This window comes from Shewanella abyssi, from assembly GCF_023284025.1.
GTDB lineage: Bacteria > Pseudomonadota > Gammaproteobacteria > Enterobacterales > Shewanellaceae > Shewanella > Shewanella abyssi.
Window position 1 is genome coordinate 26103 of sequence record NZ_JAKIKR010000014.1, and the last position, 22828, is coordinate 48930.

Sequence of the window (22828 nt, forward strand, 5' to 3'; positions counted from 1 at the left end):
TTCTATCTAAAGGGGACTGTCTGGTGAGCAACATTCTTATCGTTTATTCAAGCGTACATGGCCAGACCCGCAAAATTTGTGCGTATCTTGAACAAAAGCTAATAGCGTTAGGCAACCAAGTTCGAGCCGCTAGTATTAGCGACGACATTGATTTAGCTGAATTTGATAAAGTCATTATTGGTGCCAGTATCCGTCACGGTAAACATAATCCTGTGGTGTATGATTTTATTGAAGCAAATCAAGATGCACTTGAGAGAAAGCCGAGTAGCTTTTTCTCGGTGAATTTAGTGGCAAGAAAACCACTGAAAAATACTGCCGAAACCAATCCTTATATGCAGGCGTTCATGGAGAAATCACCGTGGTTGCCGGCACTGGCAGAAGTCTTTGGCGGTAATCTGAACTACCCAAGTTATGGTCTTGTCGATAGAAGTATTATCCGCTTTATTATGTGGATGACCAAAGGGCCTACGGCGGCAGATACCAATATTGAGTATACAGATTGGTTAAAAGTCGATACCTATGCTGACAATATTGATCAATTATCAGTTGAGTCAAAAGTGAGTTAATCACTTGGTGAGTCAACAGAGGTAGCCATGGCGAAATCAAAATTACAACGTTTGCTGGATAAATACAGCGCTGGGCAGCATATCGTCATCATTTTTACGGTGGCTTACCTGCTCTTAACCAGCGGTTGGGTTTTAATCGGTCGCAGCTTAAGGGCGAACGCGAGCTGGTGGGATCTCAGCCATGTCTACCTTGGATTATTTGCCGCCTTTCTGGCGCTATCATTCTTAATTACAACTTGCCAAAAAGGAAAATGGCGTCAATATTTTCCTTGGCTGGTGGGCGATTTATCACAATTAATCAGCGATTTTAAAGGGTTAAGCAAAGGTAAGTTACCTATAGCCGGTGGTCGCGGCTTGTTTAGTATTGTTGAAGGCTTAGGCTTACTGATATTTTTAGCTGTGGGCGTGACGGGGGTATTGTGGTTTGTGACACAAGGATCTGTTGATGCGCTTTTATGGCGCAGTTACCATATCTTTTGCGCTAAAGGCTTTATTGGTTTTATTGGCGTGCATATCGTTTTTGCTTGTTTACATCTGCTCGATTTTATCCGTAATTAGACTTTTTATTATCAAACAAAGCTTTTATCTTTGGAGGCTTTAAACTAACTTATTCTTATTGAACAGCAAATAAGGGTAAGCTATTGCGTCCAAAGGTTATCCATCTCATCGATGATGCAAAACTCGGTGGCGTTAACTTGGCGCTAGCGAGTCTTGCTGCCTCAAGATTGAAGCAGCACTTTGATTTTCAGTTGCTGCATATTCAACTAACACAACTAAAGCTGACCCGCTATAGCGCTGATATCATTGTTGTTCACGGCGCGATGAGTTGGCGAAAAATCCCCGCACTGCTGGCACTAAAACTGGCAAATAGTTCGACTCCGCTATTGTATCAAGAGCATCACTATTGTCGTGAGTTTGTGCGCCACAGTGTCGCTCACCCTTATCGTTTTAAGCTGATGCTCAAGCTGGGTTACGCATTGATGAATAAAGTGCTTGCCGTGTCTAATCAGCAAGCCGATTGGCTAGTTGAGTTTGGCGTGTTAGTGGAGGACAAACTCGCACGGGTTGGACAAGCTAAAGAGGTAGAACCATTTATAGCTGTTGCTGCGGTAAAACCGCACTCGCCATTGCGGCTTGTTGCCTATGGTCGACTAGCAAAACAGAAGGGGTTTGATCTGCTTATCCAAGCTATGGCGAGCTTTAGCGAGCAAGAGGTAACGCTAACGATAGCCGGTGATGGAGAGGATAGAGATATGCTGCAGCAACTGGCTAAAGCGATGCCTCAAGTTACGTTCATTGGCGAGGTTGATGACGTGCCCACCTTTTTAAGCACGGCGGATGCTGTCGTTATCCCCTCTCGATGGGAGCCGTTTGGGCTCAGCTGTATGGAGTCAGTTGCAGCTGGACGACATGTTATTTTGCCTGAAATTGATGGACTTGCCGATCAAATTACAGAGTTGAGACAACATCAACAGGGTGATTCTCATGGTTATCGTCAGGGCTATGAAGTGATTGAGTCACTGTCAGTCGAGGGAATTACCCAGGCGATTACTCGAGTCAAGAATGGCAACTGTATCGGGATTAATGGCGAGCAACGTCAATCAACCCAATATGCATGGCAAAAGATGTTAGCGCGTTGGCAGCAACTTTTGGAACAGTACCGCTAAAGCGCTATTCGGTGAGTGCACGGCGGCGTAGCAGCTACAAAAAAGGCGCCGTTAGGCGCCTTTATATCATCTACATAAGCTTACTTATGCTCTACCGCAAGGTAGTTAATAAGGTCGATAAGCTCAGCTAGAGTACGTACCGAGCTCATGTTAACGGCATACTTGTCGTTAACCACGAATGCTGGAACGCTTTGAACTTTAAATTCTTGTTGCTGTGCACGCCATAAAGCGAGTTTAGCATCGGTCTCTTTACTGTCAGCGGCTTTGTCATATTGCGCTGCATCAACACCAAATTTTGCGAAAACCTGTTTGATGTCATCACGGTTATTGATTGTTTCTTCGTGCTTGTCGCCTTCAGCGCCGTGATCGTGGCCATGACCGCCTTCGTTACCTTGGATGGCGGCGAACATTGCATTGGTAAGCTGATCTTTTTGGCCGACAGTTTGAATCACAGCTAAAGAGCGCATCACTTCGGTGCCGATATCACTGTTCATGAAATCGACGTGCTTGCTGTCGAACGTGACTGACTTATCTAAGTTGGCTTTGATATCACCTAGATACTGTTTTTCCATGTTGTAGCAGTTGTGACAGTACAGAGAGAAAAACTCTGTCAGCTTAGGCTCACTGCTTGGCGCTTTGTCTGATACTTGAGTAAAGTGCTTACCTTCGATGAATTGTGCAGCAAAGCTGCTCATTGGTGCAACGGCAAGTGTTAATGCTAAAGCGATATGTTTAATCAAGCGAATGTCCTCAAAGTGACCTTTGTCTTTTTAGACAAGGTGTAATGGTAACGAAAATACTGCAATTAAGATTTCGTTACTCGTGGTTAAGAATAAAACTAGATGCTTAATTATGACTTAATTTTTACTGTCTGGCATGCACTAAAATGTGACTTATATAGTGCTTTAGATGAGAATCGACACTTTTCATATTAAAGTTTGTAGTGCTTCACAAAATGGGTGTTATTAGAGTGAAAAATTCCTATTTGATGGAACTAATTGATGTTTGTGTACTACCCGAGGTTTAATTGTTGGGTCTTGGTTTTAGCTTGAGAGTCATTTTCTAGTTAATAATTAAGCTTTTCATAGACATCAGAACTAAGATTAAACAGATTATGTAAGCAACTTGTGTTAAATTTTAGTCAATTCTTGAGTTTTTATAGTTGAATTTCAGTTGGTTCAGTTGGTTCAGTTTGGAAACTTAAAAGTCATGTTGGGGGAAATAAATTTGAATACACCATCATATTTAATTGTGGGTTCAATCGTGTGCGCTGCGATGAGCGTTACCGCTGAAGCGGAAGGTACAGATTGGCGTATCGTATTTGGCGCTCACGACACCATAGTTGATCAAGTTGATTCTTATACATTGGGGGCGCATGCAGGCTTTTTTGTTGAGAATATGACTCAATCCGGCATCAGTTGGAAAGGAAATGTTGATATCTTTATTGATGACGATAAAGACAAACTAGACCCTGATCATATTCCCATCTGGTTTCAAACCGCTTGGTCTGTCAGTGGTAACCTGTACCGCTTCTCTCCTGCGATGGAATTGCAATGGCAAGTTACCCTAGACGGTAAACGTAATACGGTAAGCTCGGTGGAGAAACAGTCAAAGTTATTCCCAGGTATTGTCGCACGTTATAACGGCGACAAATTATTAGCTGGGCTAACGCTTGCCGGTGGGCATTATATGCTTGAAATTGATGATGATGTGCCGAGAGAGCGAGGTTACGATCGAGAGGACTTCCAGAACACAACTGGCGCATACTCAGTGGCGGCTGACACTCGTATTATGCTCGGTGAATCATTTGATATTTATGCCGGTGCGCAAACATGGAATGATGGCAGTGACTGGCTAGAAAACAAATACTCAGCTGTATTTAGTTATCATTCAGATAGCTGGATTGAAGATAGCAAGATTAAGCTCAGCGTTGAACATACTGAATATAATCTTGACCCTTTTGATAATCGCGATAAAAACGATGCTGATTACCTTGCCATCTTGCCTTGGGATAAAGACACGTTAGTTAGAGTGTACGTCGATATGCCGTGGGGCTAGCCGTGCTACGTCGACTGGAATGCTACAGGTGTTTAATCGAGTGAGTGGTTTAAAAGTACTATGAATATTTTGTCTCGTTTTATATTGTTGTGCGCCACCATGCTGGGGTTATGTTGTTCAATTGCTATCGGTTTTCGTTTTTATGTCGAAGAAACGCACTCTATTGAAACTGAGTTTACTCAGGATATTGATGACAAAGCCCAAGCTTTAGAGCAGGAAATATTGCTTAACATTGAAGTTTTGCATGCACTTAAAGGGGTATTCATTAGCTCAGAATATGTGAGTCGAGCAGAGTTTAGTCAAGTTGCTAAGAGCTTTTTAATGCGACACAGTGATATCCAGGCACTGGAGTGGGTACCCAAAGTACTAGATAATCAAAGGGGGGAGTTTGAAGCGCAGCAAAGACGTTTTTCCCCAGACTTTGAATTTACCGAGCGAGCGTCAGACGGAAGCCTAATCTCGGCAAGTCAACGAGCGTACTATTATCCTGTTTACTATCTAGAACCTCACACTGGCAATGAAAAAGCACTTGGCTTTGATTTAGCTTCAAGCAGGGCCCGTAATGAGGCGTTAGCGTTAGCGACAGATCTTGGTATGCCAATCGCTTCGGAAGGGGTGAATCTAGTACAGGCGAAAAACCAGAAAGGCTTGCTTATTTTCTTGCCCGTTTATCAAGGTGAGCCGACCACACTGAGTAAGCGTCGACAGAGATTACAAGGCTTTATTCTTGGGGTATACCGTATTTCGGATATGTTTGACAGTGCCATTAAGCGGACTTCAGCCCAGGGCCTGTATTATATCTTAGAGGATATCACCGATGATGAACATCAAGCGCTTTACAGTAATTTTGGTGGCAATGGTTCACTTGGTCTGCATCAGGGCGCCAGTGAAATCGTCTATCAGAAGCCGCTAACCCCCTTTGCTGGACGTCGCTGGCAGATCCACGCTATGCCGAGTAAAGGCTATATCGCTGAGCGGCGCACCGCTTTTCCCTATTTAGTTGGAGCCTTTGGCGTATTGGCAAGTTTTGCGCTGGCCATTTATGTGTTTTTTATTATGCGCCATACCCATATGGTTGATACACAAGTACAAGAACGTACGCGGGAGCTTAACTTGGCCAAGAAGAAGCTCGAAGCACTATCAATGACCGACAGCTTGACTCGAATTGGTAACCGACGTTACTTCGATGATGCATTTCAGCGTGAATGGAGCTTAGCGATAAGGAATAAAACCCGGCTGGCGTTATTGATGATAGATATTGATAACTTTAAGAGCTACAACGATACTTATGGTCACCTAGCAGGCGATCAGTGCTTAAAGGAAGTTGCTCAAGCAATAGCGGAAACGTTGCACCGTCCAGGTGATGTTGTTGCCCGTTATGGCGGCGAGGAGTTTGTCGTGCTTTTACCCTATACGCGAGATTGCTTGTCACCGGCGCAGCGATGCTGCAGTAATGTTGAAGCCCTATATATTCCCCATACAGGCTCCTCTACTCGCCCTTACGTGACGGTGAGTGTAGGGGTGACAAGTATCATTCCTACTGAATATGACAATATGATTAAGTTTGCATCAGTGGCAGATATGGCGCTGTATAAAGCGAAAGAAAATGGTCGCAATCAAGTCTTTATTGATGCCGAAGAGATAAAGCCTAAGGCGGAACTTGTGGTCTAAAGGCATTTGGCTAATGCGAGATTAACTCGTTTGTTATTATTATTATTTTTATGAGCAGATAGTTTTTAAATTAGAGTGAGATATTGATGCTTAATCAGCAATGGCTTACAACATTTGTGACCCTAGCCGAGCTCGGGCACTTTACCCGCACCGCTGAGCGACTGTTTATGACTCAACCGGGCGTGAGCCAGCATATCCACAAGCTTGAAAATCAAGTCGGCACCTTGCTATTAACTCGAAAAGGTAAAAGCTTTGAGCTGACAGATGCGGGTCTGCAATTGTTGGCCTATGCCAAAGCAAAAATTGCCGAGGAGGCGCAATTAATGCAGCAATTGCTGGTAGATGAACCTCATCGTGGGATCTGTCGCTTCGCCTGCTCAGGTGCTTTGGCAATGCACTTTTTCCCAAAGTTTGTCCAATATCAATTGCAGCATGAGCAGCTGCAAGTGTCCTTAGAGGCCGCACCAAACAGCGCTATTATTAATAGCATTTTAGACAATAGTGTCGATGTCGGTATTGTGACCCAACAGCAATCATCAATAGAGCTTAAGCAGCAATATCTAGGTAAGCAAGTGTTGTGCTTAGTGCTGCCACCGAGCTTTAAGGGCGCTAAAGTAACCTTGCCGTTACTCGAAGAGATAGGCTTTATTAACCATCCCGACGGCCACTATTACGCCGAGCAAATGTTGAGTTCGCATTTTGGACATGAGTTTGTGGGAATGGCTAAGCTCAAGCAACGGGGTTATATCAACCAGTTGAATCAAATTTTGCTGCCGGTTTCTAAAGGCTTAGGCTTTACCGTGTTGCCGCAGATTGTGGTGGATGAATATCCTGAGCCACTCTTTGTCGCTAATACTCAGTCAGAGGTCGCTGAAGAGCTATATATGGTGACCAAGAAGCAACGGCAGCTGCCCAGTCGGTATCAATGGTTTATCGAAACGTTTTGTGAACAGCTTAAGCCACAATGAGTGTAAACCCGTTAACGCTTCAGCTCGCGGCCAGCTTATGCTGTTTGACTAGGCGATACTCCATCACACTCGAAATGATAAACATCAGTATGTAACCACACCCCATGGCCAGTATGACGGCGACGACGTTATCGGTGAAACCCCGTAAAATATAGAACATAGCCACTAAGGTGACGATGCCCGCGATACGGATGGATAAACTCTGTATAAAGTGTCCATGGGCTTTGATATAGGCGATCTGAAAGGCATTTAGCATCATAAAGCCAAAGAACAATGAGAAGTGCATTAACACCGGGGCTGCTGAAGCGTAGGTTTCAGGGAATATAAGGGTGACGAGCTGTTCGCTAAAAAATATCATACTCAGTAAAAACAGCAGGCTAATCGTCACCCCTAAGCGATAAAACCAGCGGCGCATTTTAGCGATCTGTTGATGCTCTCCTTGGCGCAGACATTGGGCAATTTCAGGCAGAATATAGCGATAAACAGGAAAGATAAACAGCAATGTCATATAGGCGAACATGGGTCTAACAACGACTTGGAAATCGCCGAGTTCATCTACCGTAAAGTAACCAACAGTCAGCAGTACCGTAATATAGATCATCAAAATGCTAGCGCCGACCTCTAAAGAGGACAGCATGCTTTTTTTCACAAAATTACGCATCTCCGGATCGAGTTGAACAGGTGCCAATGGTGTGGTGGCAATCTCTTTGCGACGCTGAATAAACATATAGCAGGCAACGGCAATACTGGAGAGCATGAGGCTGAAAAATAGCGATGAAATGGCAGTTTGTTGCAGCGCGTAATAACACACTAAGAACAGCAGTATTTGCACCAAGGGTTCAATCCAAATGGCTTTGTTGGCAATATGGTAAAGTCGGTACATGCCAATTTGATTGGTGAAATACACCTTAAAGCCCATGCCCAAAATAATACCCACGAGTTGCACGTATTCGACATCAATCTTCAGTTGGTGTTTGATATACGGCAGTACTATCCCCCACGTGAGCAGCACCATCAATATGAGAGAGTAGCGAAAGATATTAGTGATATCTGTGGCATTTTTCGTTTGAGAAAAACTCACTACCATCGAGGTTCTAAAACCGCTCAATAGGATCAAGGATAAAGAGATAATATCGACCACAGTGTGGTAGAGCGCAAGATCACTTTTTGCGACCCATTGTGCTAGCCAAATTTTAAAGGCGAGTCCAAGGGATATGCTCGCTAGTGTCGCCCATATAGAGGCGATAAATGAGCGCTTAGCCCGCTCAAAGGAAGATTCTGACATAGTAAACTTAGCTCACCGGAAACAAAGTAAGGTTGCATAGTAGCGGGAAATATTACGTGACAATGGAAAAGACATCAGAAGTTTCGATTCAAGCTGTGATCTTGTTGGAAACTACTGAACATTTATTGGCCGAGCCACCGAAAGTGCCACCATTCAATGCTACCTGTTTCGAAATAGTTTATTCATAAAAGGGTGGATGTTGTTATGTTGTTGCTATTATTGTGTTTACTTGGTCGACATGTGTATTGTGAGTACAGCACACTCATGTTGGCATCATTTAGGCTTAGGCGTGTTTAACGCGTTATTGAATTGGGGAATTAAATGGCTTTAAAAACCAATGTTAGCGTGTTTTATCGCGGTATTCTTGCACTCGCATTACTACCTCATATCGCAATTGCAGCGCCTGCTGCAAATGTTAAAACCTCAATCGATAGAGCTGAGACGCCGGACAACGTTAAAGAAAAGCTACTTATACCTTATCTGTTTAGTTCCGACTCTATGGGGCTCAACATTGGTCTGGGCGGCATGCTCAGTGGCTACTTCCAAGATCAGATGACGATCGGCGGCACCGTATTTGGTGGCGATGTGAGCAAGGGTATCGGATTAGGTGTTTGGAATTTTAAACTACCAAAGACAGAGCGCTTCTTTTTGAGCACCTATGGTTTCCTCGGCTACTATCCTGATCAGCGAGCCTATGCTGGCGCGGGGCGAGAGTTTGTTCCCAAAGGAACGCCACTTCCAGGCAGTAATGATTCAACCAACATGCAGTTTTTAGAAGCCGATGGTTCATCAAACTGGTTTGATATAAAGCTTGAGTATGCGCTGCCAATCGGTGCAACTAAAGATAAGGGCTTGGTTGAGTACAAGCTTAAGAATGGCTTGTTGGTGTCTGAGCCTAGTGGTGGCGAAAGCTGGAATCCACTAGAGAGCGGTGCAACCGTCGTCGTATTAAGGCAGTTTAATCGTTATCAAAGCTTTGAGTTTGTCGATGAGGAGCTTGATGGCACTATCCACGCTGTGGAGCTGGGGATCCTATACGACAATACTGACTTTTCGGTTAACCCATCAATGGGCAGCAGTCAGTATCTATCGGTTTCTCATGATGCAGCATGGTTAGACTCCGATCATGAGTGGACCTTTATGAACCTCGATATGAGTAAGTATTTTTCATTCGGAGAGTCAGATTATGCCAGCCAGCGAATACTCGCGCTTAACTTTTGGACGGGCTACTCGCCATCATGGGAGGTCGAGTATGACAGTCTTGGGGGACGACAAGTCACTGATAACGCGCCTTACAATGAAGGCGCGACGTTAGGGGGCTTCTACCGTATGCGAGGTTTCGATCAGAATCGCTTTCACGACAAAGCGGCTATCTATACCAGTGCCGAGTACCGTTACACCTTAAAATATAACCCGATTGAAGATATAAATTGGTTAAAGTTCTTAAGGTTAGATTGGTTTCAAGTGGTGGGCTTTGTAGAGGCGGGTAGGGTGGCACCTGAATATACCGCCAGCACATTACTGTCTGATCTTAAGGTCGATTATGGATTGTCGTTAAGAGCATTAACAGCAGGCTTAGTGATCCGCTTTGATATTGCTCACTCTGATGAAGCCACTAATGGCTGGGTCATGGTCGATCACCCATTTTAAGAACAACAGCTATTTTCAGCGATGTAATGGCGAGTTCTTTCGTATTATTAGAATGAATACAGCCATATTTCGCGTTATTCATTCGAATATTTATTTGTTAACTTGAAGGTAATCAAAACTTATTAGGCGAAACAAATGAACATAATCAGTCAACATAAAGCACATCGCACAATGGATGGCGACGGGGTTAATATTTCTCGCGTAGCCGACTTTAATCATTGCCATTTCGACCCCTTTCTGATGATAGATGAACTCAAGTCTGATGATAAAGCGGACTATATTGGTGGCTTTCCGCCGCACCCACATCGTGGTATCGAAACTTTTTCCTATATTTTAAAAGGCGGTATGGAGCATAAAGATCAGCTCGGTAACGTTAAAGCGATACAGGCGGGTGACGTGCAGTGGATGAGTACCGGCAGCGGAGTGATCCACTCCGAGATGCCGTTAGCCGATAGCGATACAGGGCTGCATGGTTTTCAAATCTGGCTCAATATGCCCGCCAGTGAAAAAATGCGCCCTGCGCGCTATCAAGATACCACCAATACCCCCATCCCTGAAATCAGCAATAGCCACGGTGCCAAGCTAAGAGCATTGGCGGGAAATTGGGATTTTGCAGGACAAACAGCAACAGCACCGATTCAAGATCTTGCGGGTAAAGCTGAAATAGCAGACTTGATACTCGATCCTAGTGGCAGTGCAGCACTGACATTGAAGCAACATCAGTTTGTCGGCATCTACCTCTATGCGGGACAACTAACCAGTGACACAGGACAAACTTATCACCCGCAGCAATTATTGCTGCTCGATGCTAAAGCGGCTCTGCAGCTAACTGCAACCGCTGAGGGGGCGGGCATGCTGTTACTTGCAGGCACTCCGATCAAAGAGGATATCGTGCACATGGGGCCTTTTGTGATGAATAGCCAAGCTGAGATCCGCCAAGCTATTGATGATTATCAAAATGGCCGTTTCGGTGATATCCCCCCAGCGTAATCTGATTGATACGTCTTTAGGCTTATTATTTAAGTTGCTTATGAATAGCCGAACCTAGTAATTGTGCTCGGCGTTTTCTTTTCAAGCGGCTTTTATTGGTTACGCTTATAGGGCTTAAAAAGCCAATAAGCGATATTAGGTTATTGCTGAAAGCGGTGCGTTTTGTCTATTTCGCATTCATCTATCGGCAGCGGGTCATTTCCTCGGTCAGTTAACCAGCACTGGTCGTAAATAGAGCAGTAGCAAAGGCTTATTTGCACATCGTTATCTATAGCTAAGAACTCCTTAGACTGCTTACCTTGATATGCCAGTGGCCGGATAACGTCTTCAGCCGGAAGAATGCGGCTGCCGATATGCGACTGGGTAAAAGTCGGTATTGCGGGGATATCGTCCCAAGTTTTAATCGGTTTAGATTTATAGGTCAAAGCGGCGTATTTGATGATGGCGGGACCAGTACCATTGTTGCTTATTCCGTAGCTGAAACCTTCGTTACCGAAACTACGAAATATCTCTAATCGAGGCCAAACCGATGCCCGGGCGTATGCTCTATCTATCGTCGCAGAGTATATGCCGACCACAGTGGTGACTAAACTCATCAGTAGTGCCGATAACGCCACTATCATCTCGGGCTTTCTATACCAAGCTACTTTTTCCATCTAATACTATCTCCTTAGCTTGAAACTATCTGTGGTCTACGATGGCTTACAGCCTTCACTTTGATTCAGTGGCTAACGTGAGTATCTAAAAAAATCAATGAGCTAGGTTATCATTTTGTTAATGAACTAGGCAACATAACTTAGTTATCGTGAACGAACTGCAATAACGTAGAATATAAAAAAGGCGAGCAGTCATGCTCGCCTTTCGATTGATAGTTAATGGCTAATCATTAACTTTAGCTTAGGGCTGGTTATCTTCGATATTAAATACCACTTGGCCATCAACCCAGGTTTGCAGCACTTGAGCCTGCCATATTTGAGTCGGATCTCCGTTAATAACGTCGCGATCAATTAAGATAAAGTCAGCTTTCATTCCTGGCGCCAAACGACCAATTTCATTCTCTTGATGGGCAGAGTAAGCCGCTGCAGAGGTAAAGCTGGTGAGTGCTTGGACCATCGTCATGCTTTGGTCCGGATACCAGCCTTGCAGTGGTTTGTTATGATGATCTTGGCGTGTTACCGAGGCATGCAGACCAAAGAAAGGGTTTGCTGATTCTACAGGGAAGTCCGAGCCCGCGGCGATAACAGCATTGGCTTTAAGTAGCTTTTGCCACGCGTAAGCGCCTTTTATTCTATCTGGCCCAACTCTATCTTCTGCCATGTTTTTATCGCTCGTGGCATGTGTTGCCTGCATTGACGCAACCACTCCAAGTTCGGCAAAGCGTGGGATATCCTCAAGACGCAATACCTGTGCATGCTCAACACGATGGCGCAGTGGCTTACTATTGGTTTGTTTTATGAGGGCTGCATAAGAATCTAACACCAGTTTATTAGCATGATCGCCAATGGCATGGGTGTTGACCTGAAACCCCGCTTGCATTGCCGTTAGCATATAGCGGTTAAGTTGCTGGTCGCTATGTAGCAGCAGGCCCTTGTGTCCGTGGAGATCAGAGTAATCTTCGATTAACGCCGCCCCTCGGCTACCTAAAGCACCATCGGCGGAGATCTTAACGCTGCTAAAATCCAGTTTTTGTGATTTGTGATGGTATGGCCCCTTACTCATAATGCTGCTGAACTGACTGTCGCCGGCCGCGACCATGCCATACACCCGAATAGGCATGTCATCTTTATTGGCTAAATTTTTGTAGGCACTCATCGTATTACTGCCCACGCCTGCATCATGAACACTGGTGAGTCCTAATCGGGCTAAGTCGTTCATTGCGGCCTTAAGCACCGTTTCTTGTTCGCTAACACTCAAAGCAGGAATGGCCTGACTAACAAGAGCCATGGCGTTATCGATAAATACACCACTGGGCTCGCCATCTGCGGTGCGGATGATCTCACCACCTGATGGAGCTTTACTATCTTTGCTAATACCCGCGAGTTTCATTGCCGCGCTATTGGCCCAGCCAGCATGCCCGTCAACTCGCCTTAGCCATACTGGGGTTTCTGGAAAATGCTTATCAAGTGAGGCTGCGGTCGGGAACGTTTTACTCGGCCACAGTACTTGGTTCCAACCGCGTCCTTGTACCCAAGTCAGCCCAGGGTTTAGCTGACGGAACTCAATGGTTCGCTTTACGGCTTCAGCTTCTGACGCGCTACCTCGAAGGTTGGTGCGCATTAAGTTGAGCCCCCAACCGAGCACGTGCCCATGAGCATCGATTAAACCGGGCAGCATGGTTTTACCCTCTGCATCAATTGTGCGCATGGAGCTGCCGAGTTCCGGTTTTTGTTGCTCACGATAAAGGCGAGTAACAGTGTCATCTTTGAGTTCAATTGAGTGAAACGAAACAAGTTGGCCGTTATCGATGGTATAGCCATTCACATTTTTAATTAAGGTCGTTTGGGCGTGAGCGCTGCAGCTTAACGCCAATAGGGCTGGATAAATCCATTTATTCATCTTTTTCATGATTTCCGGCATCTTATTGTTGTATTAGACACATTCGATACTAACAGTTGGATTTTATTAAGCAATAAGGGGGTATTTCGCGTTATGATTCGGCTAGAAATATCCTAGGTTAATGGCGATTAACAGCGTTGAGAAACACAGCATGAGCTTATATAAATTTGGATTGGCGACAGAAAAGTCGGTATTGATTAGGCAAGCACTCGGCGCGCAAGCAGATGCTTATTTCGCTGCAATGGAAAGCGCTGAGCAAGTATTTCTAACCTCTATTAGCAATGAACAGAACCAGCAGAAACTTGATTGGCTGTTGCTACGAACGCATCTGATTTGCCGTCTGAGCGATAGAGATATTGCGCGTTTAAGTGATTATTCTATCGAAAATGCTCAAAGCGTATCTGCCAGTTTAAATGGCACTTCGCGTCAAATTGTCATAGTGTCCCGCGATTCTTTAGTGGCTGCGATTGATGATATTAAGGCTCAAAAGTGGGTCGGGTTTGATACTGAAACTGCCGCGAGCTTTGAAAAAGGTCGCCGTAATAGCAATCCTATCTCGCTAATTCAAATTGCGACCACTCGCCATTGTTATCTGTTTAGAATGGTAGGCAGTAATATTGTGCCCTTTAAGGCGGCACTTGCTGAAGTATTGGCTGAGCAATCGAATATCACTAAGGTGGGGATTGGTCTGCGCAGTGACGTCAATGGGATGAAGCGAGATTTCGGCATTGTGCTTAACCCTATGCTTGATCTTAATTGGTTAATGAATCAGCTAGGTGCAGCAAAGCAGATGGGCACGGTGCAGATGGCGGCGACGGTATTGGCACTTAAACTGCCTAAAAGTAAGCGGATAACACTGTCTAACTGGGCTATTGTGCTTAATAAGCCATTGTCAGAGGAGCAGGTTAATTACGCCGCAGGCGATGCCTTAGCAGCATTAGACATTTATCATGCCTTGTTTGAGCAACTCAAGGCCTATCAAGCACTATGGCCTAAATCAGTTCAACAACGTTTTTTAGCAGAGGGAAGCTTGTGATTTATAAGGGACAACTAGTTCGCTGGAATGACAAAAAAGGCTATGGTTTTATTCGAGTCGAAAACGCTCAAGCGGGGCAAGCGGATAATGAGGTATTTATTCATATGTCAGCGCTGCAGCATATGGCCAGACGCCCCTTAGTTGGCGATGTGCTGTATTTTCAAATCGAGACTCAAACCGATGGAAAGCAACGAGCATTTGCAGCAAGGATAGAAGGTGTTGCAGCGAATGTGGAAGCAAATGTTGAAGGCAACGCAGACAAGAGCCATTCAAACCACAAGCAAGCGCCAAGTAATAGCCCGATAAAAGGGTTGTTATACCGTATTGCGATAATGCTGGTAGTGTTAGCGATTGCCAGTTTTGTCTATAACCGTGTCGTCGCACCGACTGTCGCCCCAAGTAGTTTTGCTACTTATGGCTCCTCTGCATTGATATCAACAGCTGTTGCGGCAGATGAACAGCGAATAAGCCAGGCATTTTCCCGGCAGCAAAGCGGCATACAGGTACAAAGTCGCGGCGTTGTGACTCGACTGTTAGCTGACGACACTAAAGGCAGTCGTCACCAGCGGTTTATCGTTACGCTGGCCAACGGTCAGACCCTGTTGATTGCGCATAACATCGATTTAGCACCTAAGATTGAGAGTTTGCAAGCAGGTGATAACATCTCGTTTTATGGCGTCTATGAGTATAACGATCGCGGCGGTGTGGTGCATTGGACTCATCATGATCCACAAGGCCGACATGTTGGCGGCTGGCTTAAGCATCAAGGCAAGACTTACCAATAGATAACGTAGCTCACGAAAAACGGCGACTGACATTATGTTAGCCGCCGTTATTTTCTCTGATGTCCATTGTCGTAATGCCGATTGCCGTAATGCCGAGAGTATTAAGGCTGAGAACAATCTCTCTTTTTCGAAAGCTTATGCAGTAGCTTATGCAACAACGGGTCACCAAATTGATACAGGGCTAGCCCTGTTAGCACAAAACCAGCCCCTATCACTAGCGCCGGCGTAATGGTCTCACCATTGAACTGTGCGCCTAACATCATCGCAAATACTGGCGTTATCAGGGTCACTAGCGCAACCGTGCTGGCATTAAGATGCTGCAGAATATAGAAGTAAGCAATAAAGCCGGCGAGTGAACCAAAGACACCTAAGTAAGTGATTGCTAACAGCGAACGTGTTTGCCAAGTTTCAAAGGGTATCGTGCCATCAAATAGTAACCAGGCTAAAGCAAACATAGGTGTTGAATAAATTAGCGCGCCCACGGTACTGGCAATAGGGTGAATATTGATTTTAACCGTTTTGATTAATACGCCGCTCAAGCTAAACAAACTTACCGCAGACAAGATTAATAGCAGTCCAATCCAACTATCGCTCGCTAGTGAAAGCTTAGATGAACATACGATGCCAAGCCCGACAAATGCCATGGCTAAAGCCACTAAACGCATCGGGCCGAATTTGGGCTCATTGAGTAATTTCTGTGCCAGTAAGCCTGAGATCAGTGGCGACAGACCAAAGAACAGTGACATGGTGCTTGAAGGCAGATAGCGGGCGGAAAAGTAGCTCAGCAGCATACCACCGACAATCCCTATGGACGAAACGGCATATAGCTTTCTCGCTGTGGCATTCCATGGCAGTCGAATTCGAGCAATCAGTATGATCAGCGACCCTAGGGTCAGTGCAATCAGCATTCTCAGTAATACCGCCATCGTTGGATGCACAGACTCACTGCTCCAAACAATACCTAGCGGCGTTGTAGACCAAATTAATACCACCGACAAAAACGCCGCTGGAACCATCTTGGGTAATGCTGTTGCTGACATCTCAACACTCCTGCTAACTTAGCCATCAATAATGACCTGAGCTAATAATACAGATTAATATAGAACCGCTGGAGAGAAGGGCGAGCAAAGAGGGGAATATCCATCACCGCGCTGCAGACTCTTTGCGGTGTGGAATCGAGAACTAATGGCTAACTATTTATTATATTCCCAATTTACCGCGCAGCTAGAATGCCATATCACACTGGCGAGGAGTCGCAGTGTCAGGCAATTAACTTGCGTATAAATAGAGGTGAATAAAATTGTCATTTTACCAAGCTGAATATTGTGTCTCGAAGGCTCAATAATCTAATTGTTGCGCGCTGTAGTCAACCGATAAATTCAACAATAGCTAGTTTATACAATTGGTATTAATCAATGGCTGAGTTTTGCAGGGTAAAGTTAACGGTCATTAGGCGAGAGTTTAGCGAGAGAGGCATGAGGCTTTAGTGAGTTTTTTGGGAGGGCTAGAGTGCTGTTTTATAAAAAAGCTGCAGTGCCAGATAGTCAAAAGGGGCTAAGCCCTTCAGCTTTTGCCCCTTCTGTTTGCGGTTGTAAGACCCTTTGCCTTTTTTAGGTTTCTCAGTCCGTGTTCGAAATAGGGTACTGGTGACGATGGCCTTTAGCGCGTTATCTTTAATGACTCCACGACCACTCTCATGTTCTATCTGCGGTTGTACTTGGCGATGTTTTGCCATCACATGACTCCTATAGTCAATTTACTTGCTTCTAAACTCATTTACTAACTTACTCTATTTACTTTTTAATGCGCTGTTAGTGAGTGGCTGCTAACAAATGAACGCTTGCACCACTGCCATAAACTCTCGATTGAGATACTCTAATCAGCGGTGCAATTATACGCAATTATTAATTGCACGTGCTAATACTTTTTACCGCAGTATTAGCAGGCGACTTTTTAGTGAAAATGGTTGGCACCAAGGTTAAGCACAATCGTTACGCAAAGATGACGCTATAAAGGTAACCAGCACCAATCGCCATACCTAGAATCACGGTTAGGAACGCCGCTATCATCTGGTTCTTAAAAATCGACTTTAGCAAAATAACTTCGGTTAAACTGGCACCCGCACTACCGATAATCAACGCCATGACCGAGCCCAACGCCATACCTTTGGCGACTAATGCTGAGCTTAATGGGATAACCGCTTCTGCACGAATGTAGAGTGGGATACCGATGACCGCTGCAATAGGAATTGCATACCACATCCCTTCACCAGCGTACTTTACAATTAGCTCGGTAGGCATGAATCCGTAAATGAACGACCCAAGTAAAATACCTACCATTAAATAGGGTAAAACCTGTTTAAAGTCTTTCCATGTTGAACGCCATACCCGCATCCAACGATTATCTTGCTTAGCTACAGTGTTGCTGTCGTTACAACCACTGGCTGCCCTGGTGCTTGGCGAGCCGCATGAGCTAACTGCAGATGTACTACCGCAAGTGTTCACTGCCAATGTAGCGCCACAACTGGCGGTTTCTAGAACAGGTGCTTGGTTATTACAGCTGTTTACTTCAGCTTTGTGACTTATCACTGTTTTAGGAGTATCGCCACAGCGAGTACCGCAGCTAGAGGCTGTTACTGCTTCATACGCTTCAGGCTTGACGTAACGCTCAAATCCCAGTTTTTCTAGAGCGTAGCCAGCAGTTACCGACACAAGCATAGCGACTAAGAAGTAAAAAATAGCGACTTTAAAGCCAAACGTCACCACAAAAAGGCCGATAATGATTGGGTTCAATAATGGGCTTGAGAACAAGAAAACCATCATTGGGCCAAAGCCTGCTTTTGCTCTAAGTAATCCTTTTAGGAACGGGATGGTTGAGCATGAACAAAAGGGGGTTATCGATCCCAGCAGAGCGGCAATGATGTAACCTTTACCTTTCTTTGAGCTCAAAATCGATTGTATTTTTTCCGGTGGAATATACTCCTGCAATATGCCAACAATGTAACTAATCGCGAGGAATAGCACTGTTAATTCAGCGGCTAGAAACAGGAACATATTCGCCGTTTCTTTTGCCATGATGATGATTTCAGGACTCATGATATTGACCTTATTACACGTTTGTTTGTTATTTCCGGAATTACCGAAATAACTGAGGTGGTCGGATAGTAAACTTATTCAGTATTTAGTCAATAGTTATTTCTGCTTTTGTCGAAATGATTTTTGGTGAACGATTCTTAATACGCTGTAGAGTCTAGCTAAGGTTGATAATTCCGTTGTTAAAATAGCGCAAACGCTTATGATGATTAAATCAATAGCTTAAAGGACAAACTATGCTCGATGCTATTTGCCGATATGACGAAACTAAGCCGATAACCTATTCGGTATTTAAGTTTCAAAAATTACCTGATGGTGATATTGAAAAATATCGGCAAGCACTGGTATGTCCCGCTTGCGCAGGTAAGGCTTATTATCGTAAAGCGTCAAAAGATGGTAAAGCCGCCTGTTTTGGATCCCGTTATCATCAAGCTGATTGCTCCGAGTTTAAACCTTCGCCAGCCAAAGAGCGTGAAGAGCAGCACGCCATAGAGGTTAATCGGCTAGTGGTTGATTCTGACGCGATGATTATCGACTTTAGCCGTGCTGCAAAAGTCGCTAAGGCCAAAGTACAGCCAAAGGCAGACAAAGCAACGAATGAGAATGTTGCAGTAAATAGTTCGGCTGACATAACTCCCGCAGCAGTTAAAGCTGACTTATCAAAATCAGAGTTAGCGATCGCACAGCCTGAGTTGGTTATTGACGACGATAAAGCAGCAGCTCAAACGAGAATCGCGACTCAAGGACTGGAAAAACTACTGCATAGCTTGTTGCGTGGCAGTGACTTATCAACGTCGGATCTTTGGGTATATACCGATGAAAAGTATCGCTGGCGCGCCAAAAATCTGTTTGTAAACTTTGCCGATGCAGTGCCAACGGATAATGGCGCGCCGCGGATGTATTGGGGCACTATTTCACATACTGATAAAGAGCGCTTATGGCTGAATCCCGCCGAGACTAAAGATGTTGGGATCCCTATTGATATGTTTTCCAGCTCACTTATATCTCGCTTCGGCTTGCAGGAGCGTCGAGATTTTGAAGGCGCGGGGATCATTCTGTTTGGAAAATGTTTTTGGAATAAAGCCAAAAACCGTAAAATTATTCAGCTTTGGAGCAACGATGTCAGTCGACTCTTTATCTCTAAAGCTGACGAAAATGAGTAGCCGTTAGCGTAAAAACTCACTCTAATAGAAAAAGGGTCGCATTTAAAAGTGCGGCCCTTTTTTAGTTTAAATGAAACAGGTTTGATGTTTTTTGCAAGAATAAAGTTCATATAGATTTAGAAGTTAGTTTCCCCCCTTCCTCCCCACCTCATTCAAAGAAATAAACTGATAAACTCAGCATCAATTGTTAATAACTTGTTGTATTTACCTTGGATACCGATTATGAGATCAATGACGACCATAAAATCTTCACTGAAATTACCTATGTTGACTATCAGTCTAACGGTGAGAGTACGCCAGTATTCCATACAGGTAACTATATAGAAGCAGATAATGCTTTCCTTCCAGAAGCTACTCGTCAGCTGATGACTGACACAGACATGGAATATTTTAACCTATACCGTATCGATAAATAGTTTGGTAACCGTACCTATAACCAAGACCGCGAAACAATGCGCTTCTTAGTCGGTATTGAAGGTATCATCAGTGATGATTGGGATTACTCAATTCATGCTCAACGTGGTCAGCTAGAGGAAACCACGGTTTGGGGCGGTGAGATCTGGGGTGACCGTTATGACCAAGCTAAAGATGCAGTCTTTGCAGCTGACGGCAGTATCGTTTGTCGCGATGCCGATGCACGCGCAGCGGGTTGTGTTCCATTAAATCTTTTAGGTGAAAACCAAGCAAGTCAAGCGGCACTCGATTGGGTTAGCACTAGCGCGGGTCAAACGGCTAAAACAACTCAAACAAGTGCTGGTTTAGTGGTAACTGGTGCGTTATTTGATCTACCTGCCGGCTATGTTAGTGCTGCATTCAGTGCTGATTACCGTAAAGAAGAGTCAGAAACTAAGCCAGATCAAGCACTAGTCGACGGTACTATTTTTGGTAACACTGCAGTACCTATGACTGGTGAGTATGATGTCACCGAGTTTGCAGCCGAATTTAGCATTCCACTGTTGTCAGATATGTTCCTTGCACATGATTTAGGCATTGACCTCGCTTATCGCTGGATGGATTACAGCACAGCGGGTTCTGATGATGCTTGGAAAATAGGCCTAAACTGGGCTCCAATTGAAGACCTTCGTATTCGAGCGACGCGTTCTAAGTCGGTTCGTGCGCCTAACATTGGTGAGTTATTCGATCCAGGTGGGCAAACATTTGAAAGCTTCACTGACGTGTGTGATCTGATCAACGTTGAGCTAGGTCCAAATGACAACCGTAAAGCAAACTGTCAAGCAGCAGGTCTACCACAAGGTTGGAATCCAACAGAGTCTTGGTACCAGAGTAATCACCCAGGTACGAATGCGGGTAACCCAGATCTAAAGGCTGAAACATCAAACGATTACACTGTAGGTATGGTTTATACGCCAAACTATCTTGAAGGTTTCTCAATCACAGTCGATTACTGGTCATTTGCAATTGAAGATGCAATTAGCAGCATCGGCGTTGGTACTGCAGTTCGTTACTGCTATGACTCAGCTTCACTAGATAACCTCTATTGTGACCTATTTACTCGTGATGCTGGTACTGGTGATATTGTTGATTTCGTACAGAAGCCTGTTAACTCAGCTTCATTCGACGTTAAAGGTGTCGATATTGAATCTCAGTACGATATCCCAACGGACAGCTTTGGTGACTTTAGAGTCCACGTTATCGCAACGTATCTAGAACAGTGGGAACATAACCCGACAGGTTTTGCTGAAGACTTACAGGTTGATGTTGGTGAATATACCGACCCTCGCTGGAAAGCGATGTTTAGCTTTGGTTGGAACCTAGATGCACTTAATCTAGAAGCAAGAGCTAACTACCGTCATGCAGCAGTTGCTAGTAATGATTGGCAGCCAGAGAACAACAACTATAACGATATTCCATCGTCAACAGTTTGGGACTTCACTGGTTCGTATGATTTCACTGATACACTTTCTATGCGCTTCGGTGTGAAGAATGCGTTCGATTTAGCACCACCACGTAACCCATATGTTTATGATGGTGCTGGTTACTATGACACCACCGGTCGTGCGTTCTTCCTAGGTGCTAACTACAAGATCTAGTATTAACTAAATTTGCCATGTCGTCATCGACATAGGTAAGTCCTTAAAAGCCAGTAGTGAATAGCTACTGGCTTTTTTACAGGCCAATCGCTTTCACAATGTACTTCTTGCTAGTTTGACCCGCGTTCATCAGTCAGATTCGATTAACGAACTCAATATTTCCATTGTAGGCGGCGGTGCCACAGGTGTGGAGTCGGCGAAACGGTAAGCCCTTCGAGGAAGGTTGTAGCGAGTATTTGACGATCGATAACGGTGATTTTGGGTGTGGCTAAATTTTGGTTTATCACTCTATAGCGAGTTAGAAAAGTGTCTCAGGCTGCTGTTTGGTAAATGTTTTTCATATTAGATTAGCGGTGAACATGAGGTAAGCGTTAGGAGGGAAATACAGCGAGGACAGAGAAGCCAGTGAAGAAGCGAGACTTCCTCACTGGCGGGCAATGATTATTTTGAAATCAGGATAGTGTCATTATTGTAGCCAGTAGTGTGCACCGACAAGCACTGATCATTGCTGTCAGTCACGATCCAGTTATTGCCTGGGTAGCCAGTGAACGATGCCGATCCGTTTTCTTTGATTGTTTTATAGTGAATGCGCTCACCGTCTTCATAGCGAAGCCAAGAAACATTGATGTCAGCGGTGGTGGCATTAGTAAAGTCCAGCGTATACCACTCATCGTATGTCTCTACGGTGGAAGGTGCCTCTGTTACGCAGTTATTTACTTGCTGACCGACAGAGACGGTGATTTCGTCATAGTAAGATCGTAAATGCGGCATGGTGGAGTAGGCACGAATAGTATGCTCTCCTGCTGAGAGTGAAGCCGTAATCGTACTGCTTCTGCCGATATAGCCATCGAGATCAGAAGTCCACTCGAAGAAGTTAGTAATATCCTCCCCTTGCCTAATGGCGGATACAGCAAGAGTCACTTGCTCGTTATGTTGATCTTCAATAGTGACATTTACGCATGTTGCCGGAAGTGTAGGGCCATTTCCTGTTGCGCCTTCCGTGAAACAGGTTTGGGCTGATGCTGGTAAAGAGATCAGCAATCCCGATGCAAGAACAAACGATCCAACTAGCGATTTTGACATGATTAATAGCGCCTTAATTATAAGTGTTAAGTTAAGTTGTTATATCCGTACCTAGCCTTGTACCGCTAGTTACGAGTCGTCAGGTTAAACTTAATCGATTGATAAACAAGACTAATTACCCCTACTAAAATTCACCTATCGGCTTAGTATTTATAGTGTGTGATTTTTTAATGCATCATCAACATGTCACACATAAACATTATGGCA

The 22828-nt window shown here is 44.6% G+C and carries 21 protein-coding genes; 13 read left to right on the forward strand and 8 right to left on the reverse strand.

Annotated elements, in window-relative coordinates; translation table 11 throughout:
- Nucleotides 1–23 precede the first annotated feature (23 nt).
- The 3 genes from hemG to L2755_RS08330 all read left to right on the forward strand — a co-directional run bounded on the left by hemG (nucleotide 24) and on the right by L2755_RS08330 (nucleotide 2233).
- Complete coding sequence (gene hemG / locus L2755_RS08320; RefSeq protein ID WP_248980218.1) at nucleotides 24–566, forward strand: menaquinone-dependent protoporphyrinogen IX dehydrogenase; 543 nt, start codon at nucleotides 24–26, stop codon at nucleotides 564–566.
- A 27-nt stretch (nucleotides 567–593) separates the two neighbouring features.
- A complete protein-coding gene (locus L2755_RS08325; protein ID WP_248980219.1) occupies nucleotides 594–1124 on the forward strand; it encodes a cytochrome b/b6 domain-containing protein in 531 nt (176 codons plus the stop codon).
- 83 nt (nucleotides 1125–1207) lie between these two features.
- The gene (locus tag L2755_RS08330) at nucleotides 1208–2233 is read left to right on the forward strand and encodes a glycosyltransferase (RefSeq protein ID WP_248980220.1); all 1026 of its coding nucleotides are present in this window, start codon (nucleotides 1208–1210) and stop codon (nucleotides 2231–2233) included.
- 80 nt (nucleotides 2234–2313) lie between these two features.
- Here L2755_RS08330 and L2755_RS08335 read toward each other — a convergent pair whose 3' ends face one another.
- Nucleotides 2314–2973: a thiol:disulfide interchange protein DsbA/DsbL gene (locus tag L2755_RS08335; RefSeq protein WP_248980221.1), complete on the reverse strand. Its 660-nt coding sequence runs from the start codon at nucleotides 2971–2973 to the stop codon at nucleotides 2314–2316.
- A gap of 487 nt (nucleotides 2974–3460) precedes the next feature.
- Here L2755_RS08335 and L2755_RS08340 point away from each other — a divergent pair, with 487 nt between their 5' ends.
- From L2755_RS08340 to L2755_RS08350, 3 genes are all read left to right on the forward strand, one after another.
- A complete protein-coding gene (locus L2755_RS08340; RefSeq protein ID WP_248980222.1) occupies nucleotides 3461–4291 on the forward strand; it encodes a hypothetical protein in 831 nt (276 codons plus the stop codon).
- 60 nt (nucleotides 4292–4351) lie between these two features.
- Nucleotides 4352–5962, forward strand: coding sequence for a diguanylate cyclase domain-containing protein (locus L2755_RS08345; protein WP_248980223.1), 1611 nt, complete (start codon nucleotides 4352–4354; stop codon nucleotides 5960–5962).
- Nucleotides 5963–6048: 86 nt separating this feature from the next.
- On the forward strand, nucleotides 6049–6930 hold the full coding sequence (locus L2755_RS08350; RefSeq protein ID WP_248980224.1) for a LysR family transcriptional regulator: 882 nt from the start codon (nucleotides 6049–6051) through the stop codon (nucleotides 6928–6930).
- 19 nt (nucleotides 6931–6949) lie between these two features.
- Here L2755_RS08350 and L2755_RS08355 read toward each other — a convergent pair whose 3' ends face one another.
- Nucleotides 6950–8215: an MATE family efflux transporter gene (locus L2755_RS08355; RefSeq protein ID WP_248980225.1), complete on the reverse strand. Its 1266-nt coding sequence runs from the start codon at nucleotides 8213–8215 to the stop codon at nucleotides 6950–6952.
- Between the two features lie 321 nt (nucleotides 8216–8536).
- Between L2755_RS08355 and L2755_RS08360 the strand changes: the two genes are divergently transcribed.
- On the forward strand, nucleotides 8537–9865 hold the full coding sequence (locus L2755_RS08360) for a BamA/TamA family outer membrane protein (RefSeq protein ID WP_248980226.1): 1329 nt from the start codon (nucleotides 8537–8539) through the stop codon (nucleotides 9863–9865).
- 135 nt (nucleotides 9866–10000) lie between these two features.
- The gene (locus L2755_RS08365; protein ID WP_248980227.1) at nucleotides 10001–10855 is read left to right on the forward strand and encodes a pirin family protein; all 855 of its coding nucleotides are present in this window, start codon (nucleotides 10001–10003) and stop codon (nucleotides 10853–10855) included.
- A gap of 140 nt (nucleotides 10856–10995) precedes the next feature.
- On the opposite strand, the gene L2755_RS08370 is transcribed toward L2755_RS08365, so the two are convergent.
- A complete protein-coding gene (locus L2755_RS08370) occupies nucleotides 10996–11511 on the reverse strand; it encodes a hypothetical protein (RefSeq protein WP_248980228.1) in 516 nt (171 codons plus the stop codon).
- A gap of 241 nt (nucleotides 11512–11752) precedes the next feature.
- Entirely contained in the window at nucleotides 11753–13411 is a 1659-nt protein-coding gene (locus L2755_RS08375) for an amidohydrolase (RefSeq protein ID WP_346348083.1), read from the reverse strand.
- 151 nt (nucleotides 13412–13562) lie between these two features.
- Here L2755_RS08375 and L2755_RS08380 point away from each other — a divergent pair, with 151 nt between their 5' ends.
- Both L2755_RS08380 and L2755_RS22280 read left to right on the forward strand, forming a co-directional pair.
- The gene (locus L2755_RS08380; protein ID WP_248980230.1) at nucleotides 13563–14447 is read left to right on the forward strand and encodes a 3'-5' exonuclease; all 885 of its coding nucleotides are present in this window, start codon (nucleotides 13563–13565) and stop codon (nucleotides 14445–14447) included.
- Nucleotides 14444–15232 (forward strand): DUF3465 domain-containing protein, encoded by a 789-nt coding sequence (locus L2755_RS22280; protein WP_248980231.1) that lies wholly within the window; start codon nucleotides 14444–14446, stop codon nucleotides 15230–15232. The genes L2755_RS08380 and L2755_RS22280 overlap by 4 nt, the downstream gene beginning before the upstream one ends.
- Nucleotides 15233–15333: 101 nt before the next feature.
- On the opposite strand, the gene L2755_RS08390 is transcribed toward L2755_RS22280, so the two are convergent.
- From L2755_RS08390 to L2755_RS08400, 3 genes are all read right to left on the reverse strand, one after another.
- Entirely contained in the window at nucleotides 15334–16272 is a 939-nt protein-coding gene (locus L2755_RS08390) for a DMT family transporter (protein ID WP_248980232.1), read from the reverse strand.
- 464 nt (nucleotides 16273–16736) lie between these two features.
- Nucleotides 16737–16967, reverse strand: coding sequence for a ribosome alternative rescue factor ArfA (locus tag L2755_RS08395; RefSeq protein WP_248980233.1), 231 nt, complete (start codon nucleotides 16965–16967; stop codon nucleotides 16737–16739).
- 256 nt (nucleotides 16968–17223) lie between these two features.
- Nucleotides 17224–18327 carry a permease gene (locus L2755_RS08400; protein ID WP_248980234.1) on the reverse strand — a complete coding sequence of 368 codons (1104 nt, stop codon included), beginning with the start codon at nucleotides 18325–18327 and terminating at the stop codon, nucleotides 17224–17226.
- A 233-nt stretch (nucleotides 18328–18560) separates the two neighbouring features.
- Between L2755_RS08400 and L2755_RS08405 the strand changes: the two genes are divergently transcribed.
- The 3 genes from L2755_RS08405 to L2755_RS08415 all read left to right on the forward strand — a co-directional run bounded on the left by L2755_RS08405 (nucleotide 18561) and on the right by L2755_RS08415 (nucleotide 21538).
- Nucleotides 18561–19487 carry a hypothetical protein gene (locus L2755_RS08405; RefSeq protein WP_248980235.1) on the forward strand — a complete coding sequence of 309 codons (927 nt, stop codon included), beginning with the start codon at nucleotides 18561–18563 and terminating at the stop codon, nucleotides 19485–19487.
- Between the two features lie 209 nt (nucleotides 19488–19696).
- Nucleotides 19697–19903 (forward strand): hypothetical protein, encoded by a 207-nt coding sequence (locus L2755_RS08410; RefSeq protein ID WP_248980236.1) that lies wholly within the window; start codon nucleotides 19697–19699, stop codon nucleotides 19901–19903.
- Between the two features lie 36 nt (nucleotides 19904–19939).
- Nucleotides 19940–21538 carry a TonB-dependent receptor domain-containing protein gene (locus L2755_RS08415; RefSeq protein ID WP_248980237.1) on the forward strand — a complete coding sequence of 533 codons (1599 nt, stop codon included), beginning with the start codon at nucleotides 19940–19942 and terminating at the stop codon, nucleotides 21536–21538.
- Between the two features lie 441 nt (nucleotides 21539–21979).
- On the opposite strand, the gene L2755_RS08420 is transcribed toward L2755_RS08415, so the two are convergent.
- A complete protein-coding gene (locus L2755_RS08420; protein WP_248980238.1) occupies nucleotides 21980–22621 on the reverse strand; it encodes a hypothetical protein in 642 nt (213 codons plus the stop codon).
- Between the last annotated feature and the right edge of the window lie 207 nt (nucleotides 22622–22828).

What these genes read in the sequence shown, in the direction of transcription:
- L2755_RS08325 (WP_248980219.1), top strand. Translation starts at nt 594, where the DNA reads ATGGCGAAATCAAAATTACAACGTTTGCTGGATAAATACAGCGCTGGG.
- L2755_RS08345 (WP_248980223.1), top strand. Translation starts at nt 4,352, where the DNA reads ATGAATATTTTGTCTCGTTTTATATTGTTGTGCGCCACCATGCTGGGG.
- L2755_RS08350 (WP_248980224.1), top strand. Translation starts at nt 6,049, where the DNA reads ATGCTTAATCAGCAATGGCTTACAACATTTGTGACCCTAGCCGAGCTC.
- L2755_RS08355 (WP_248980225.1), bottom strand. Translation starts at nt 8,215, where the DNA reads ATGTCAGAATCTTCCTTTGAGCGGGCTAAGCGCTCATTTATCGCCTCT.
- L2755_RS08360 (WP_248980226.1), top strand. Translation starts at nt 8,537, where the DNA reads ATGGCTTTAAAAACCAATGTTAGCGTGTTTTATCGCGGTATTCTTGCA.
- L2755_RS08365 (WP_248980227.1), top strand. Translation starts at nt 10,001, where the DNA reads ATGAACATAATCAGTCAACATAAAGCACATCGCACAATGGATGGCGAC.
- L2755_RS08370 (WP_248980228.1), bottom strand. Translation starts at nt 11,511, where the DNA reads ATGGAAAAAGTAGCTTGGTATAGAAAGCCCGAGATGATAGTGGCGTTA.
- L2755_RS08375 (WP_346348083.1), bottom strand. Translation starts at nt 13,411, where the DNA reads ATGAATAAATGGATTTATCCAGCCCTATTGGCGTTAAGCTGCAGCGCT.
- L2755_RS08380 (WP_248980230.1), top strand. Translation starts at nt 13,563, where the DNA reads ATGAGCTTATATAAATTTGGATTGGCGACAGAAAAGTCGGTATTGATT.
- L2755_RS08390 (WP_248980232.1), bottom strand. Translation starts at nt 16,272, where the DNA reads ATGTCAGCAACAGCATTACCCAAGATGGTTCCAGCGGCGTTTTTGTCG.
- L2755_RS08395 (WP_248980233.1), bottom strand. Translation starts at nt 16,967, where the DNA reads ATGGCAAAACATCGCCAAGTACAACCGCAGATAGAACATGAGAGTGGT.
- L2755_RS08400 (WP_248980234.1), bottom strand. Translation starts at nt 18,327, where the DNA reads ATGAGTCCTGAAATCATCATCATGGCAAAAGAAACGGCGAATATGTTC.
- L2755_RS08405 (WP_248980235.1), top strand. Translation starts at nt 18,561, where the DNA reads ATGCTCGATGCTATTTGCCGATATGACGAAACTAAGCCGATAACCTAT.
- L2755_RS08415 (WP_248980237.1), top strand. Translation starts at nt 19,940, where the DNA reads ATGCGCTTCTTAGTCGGTATTGAAGGTATCATCAGTGATGATTGGGAT.
- L2755_RS08420 (WP_248980238.1), bottom strand. Translation starts at nt 22,621, where the DNA reads ATGTCAAAATCGCTAGTTGGATCGTTTGTTCTTGCATCGGGATTGCTG.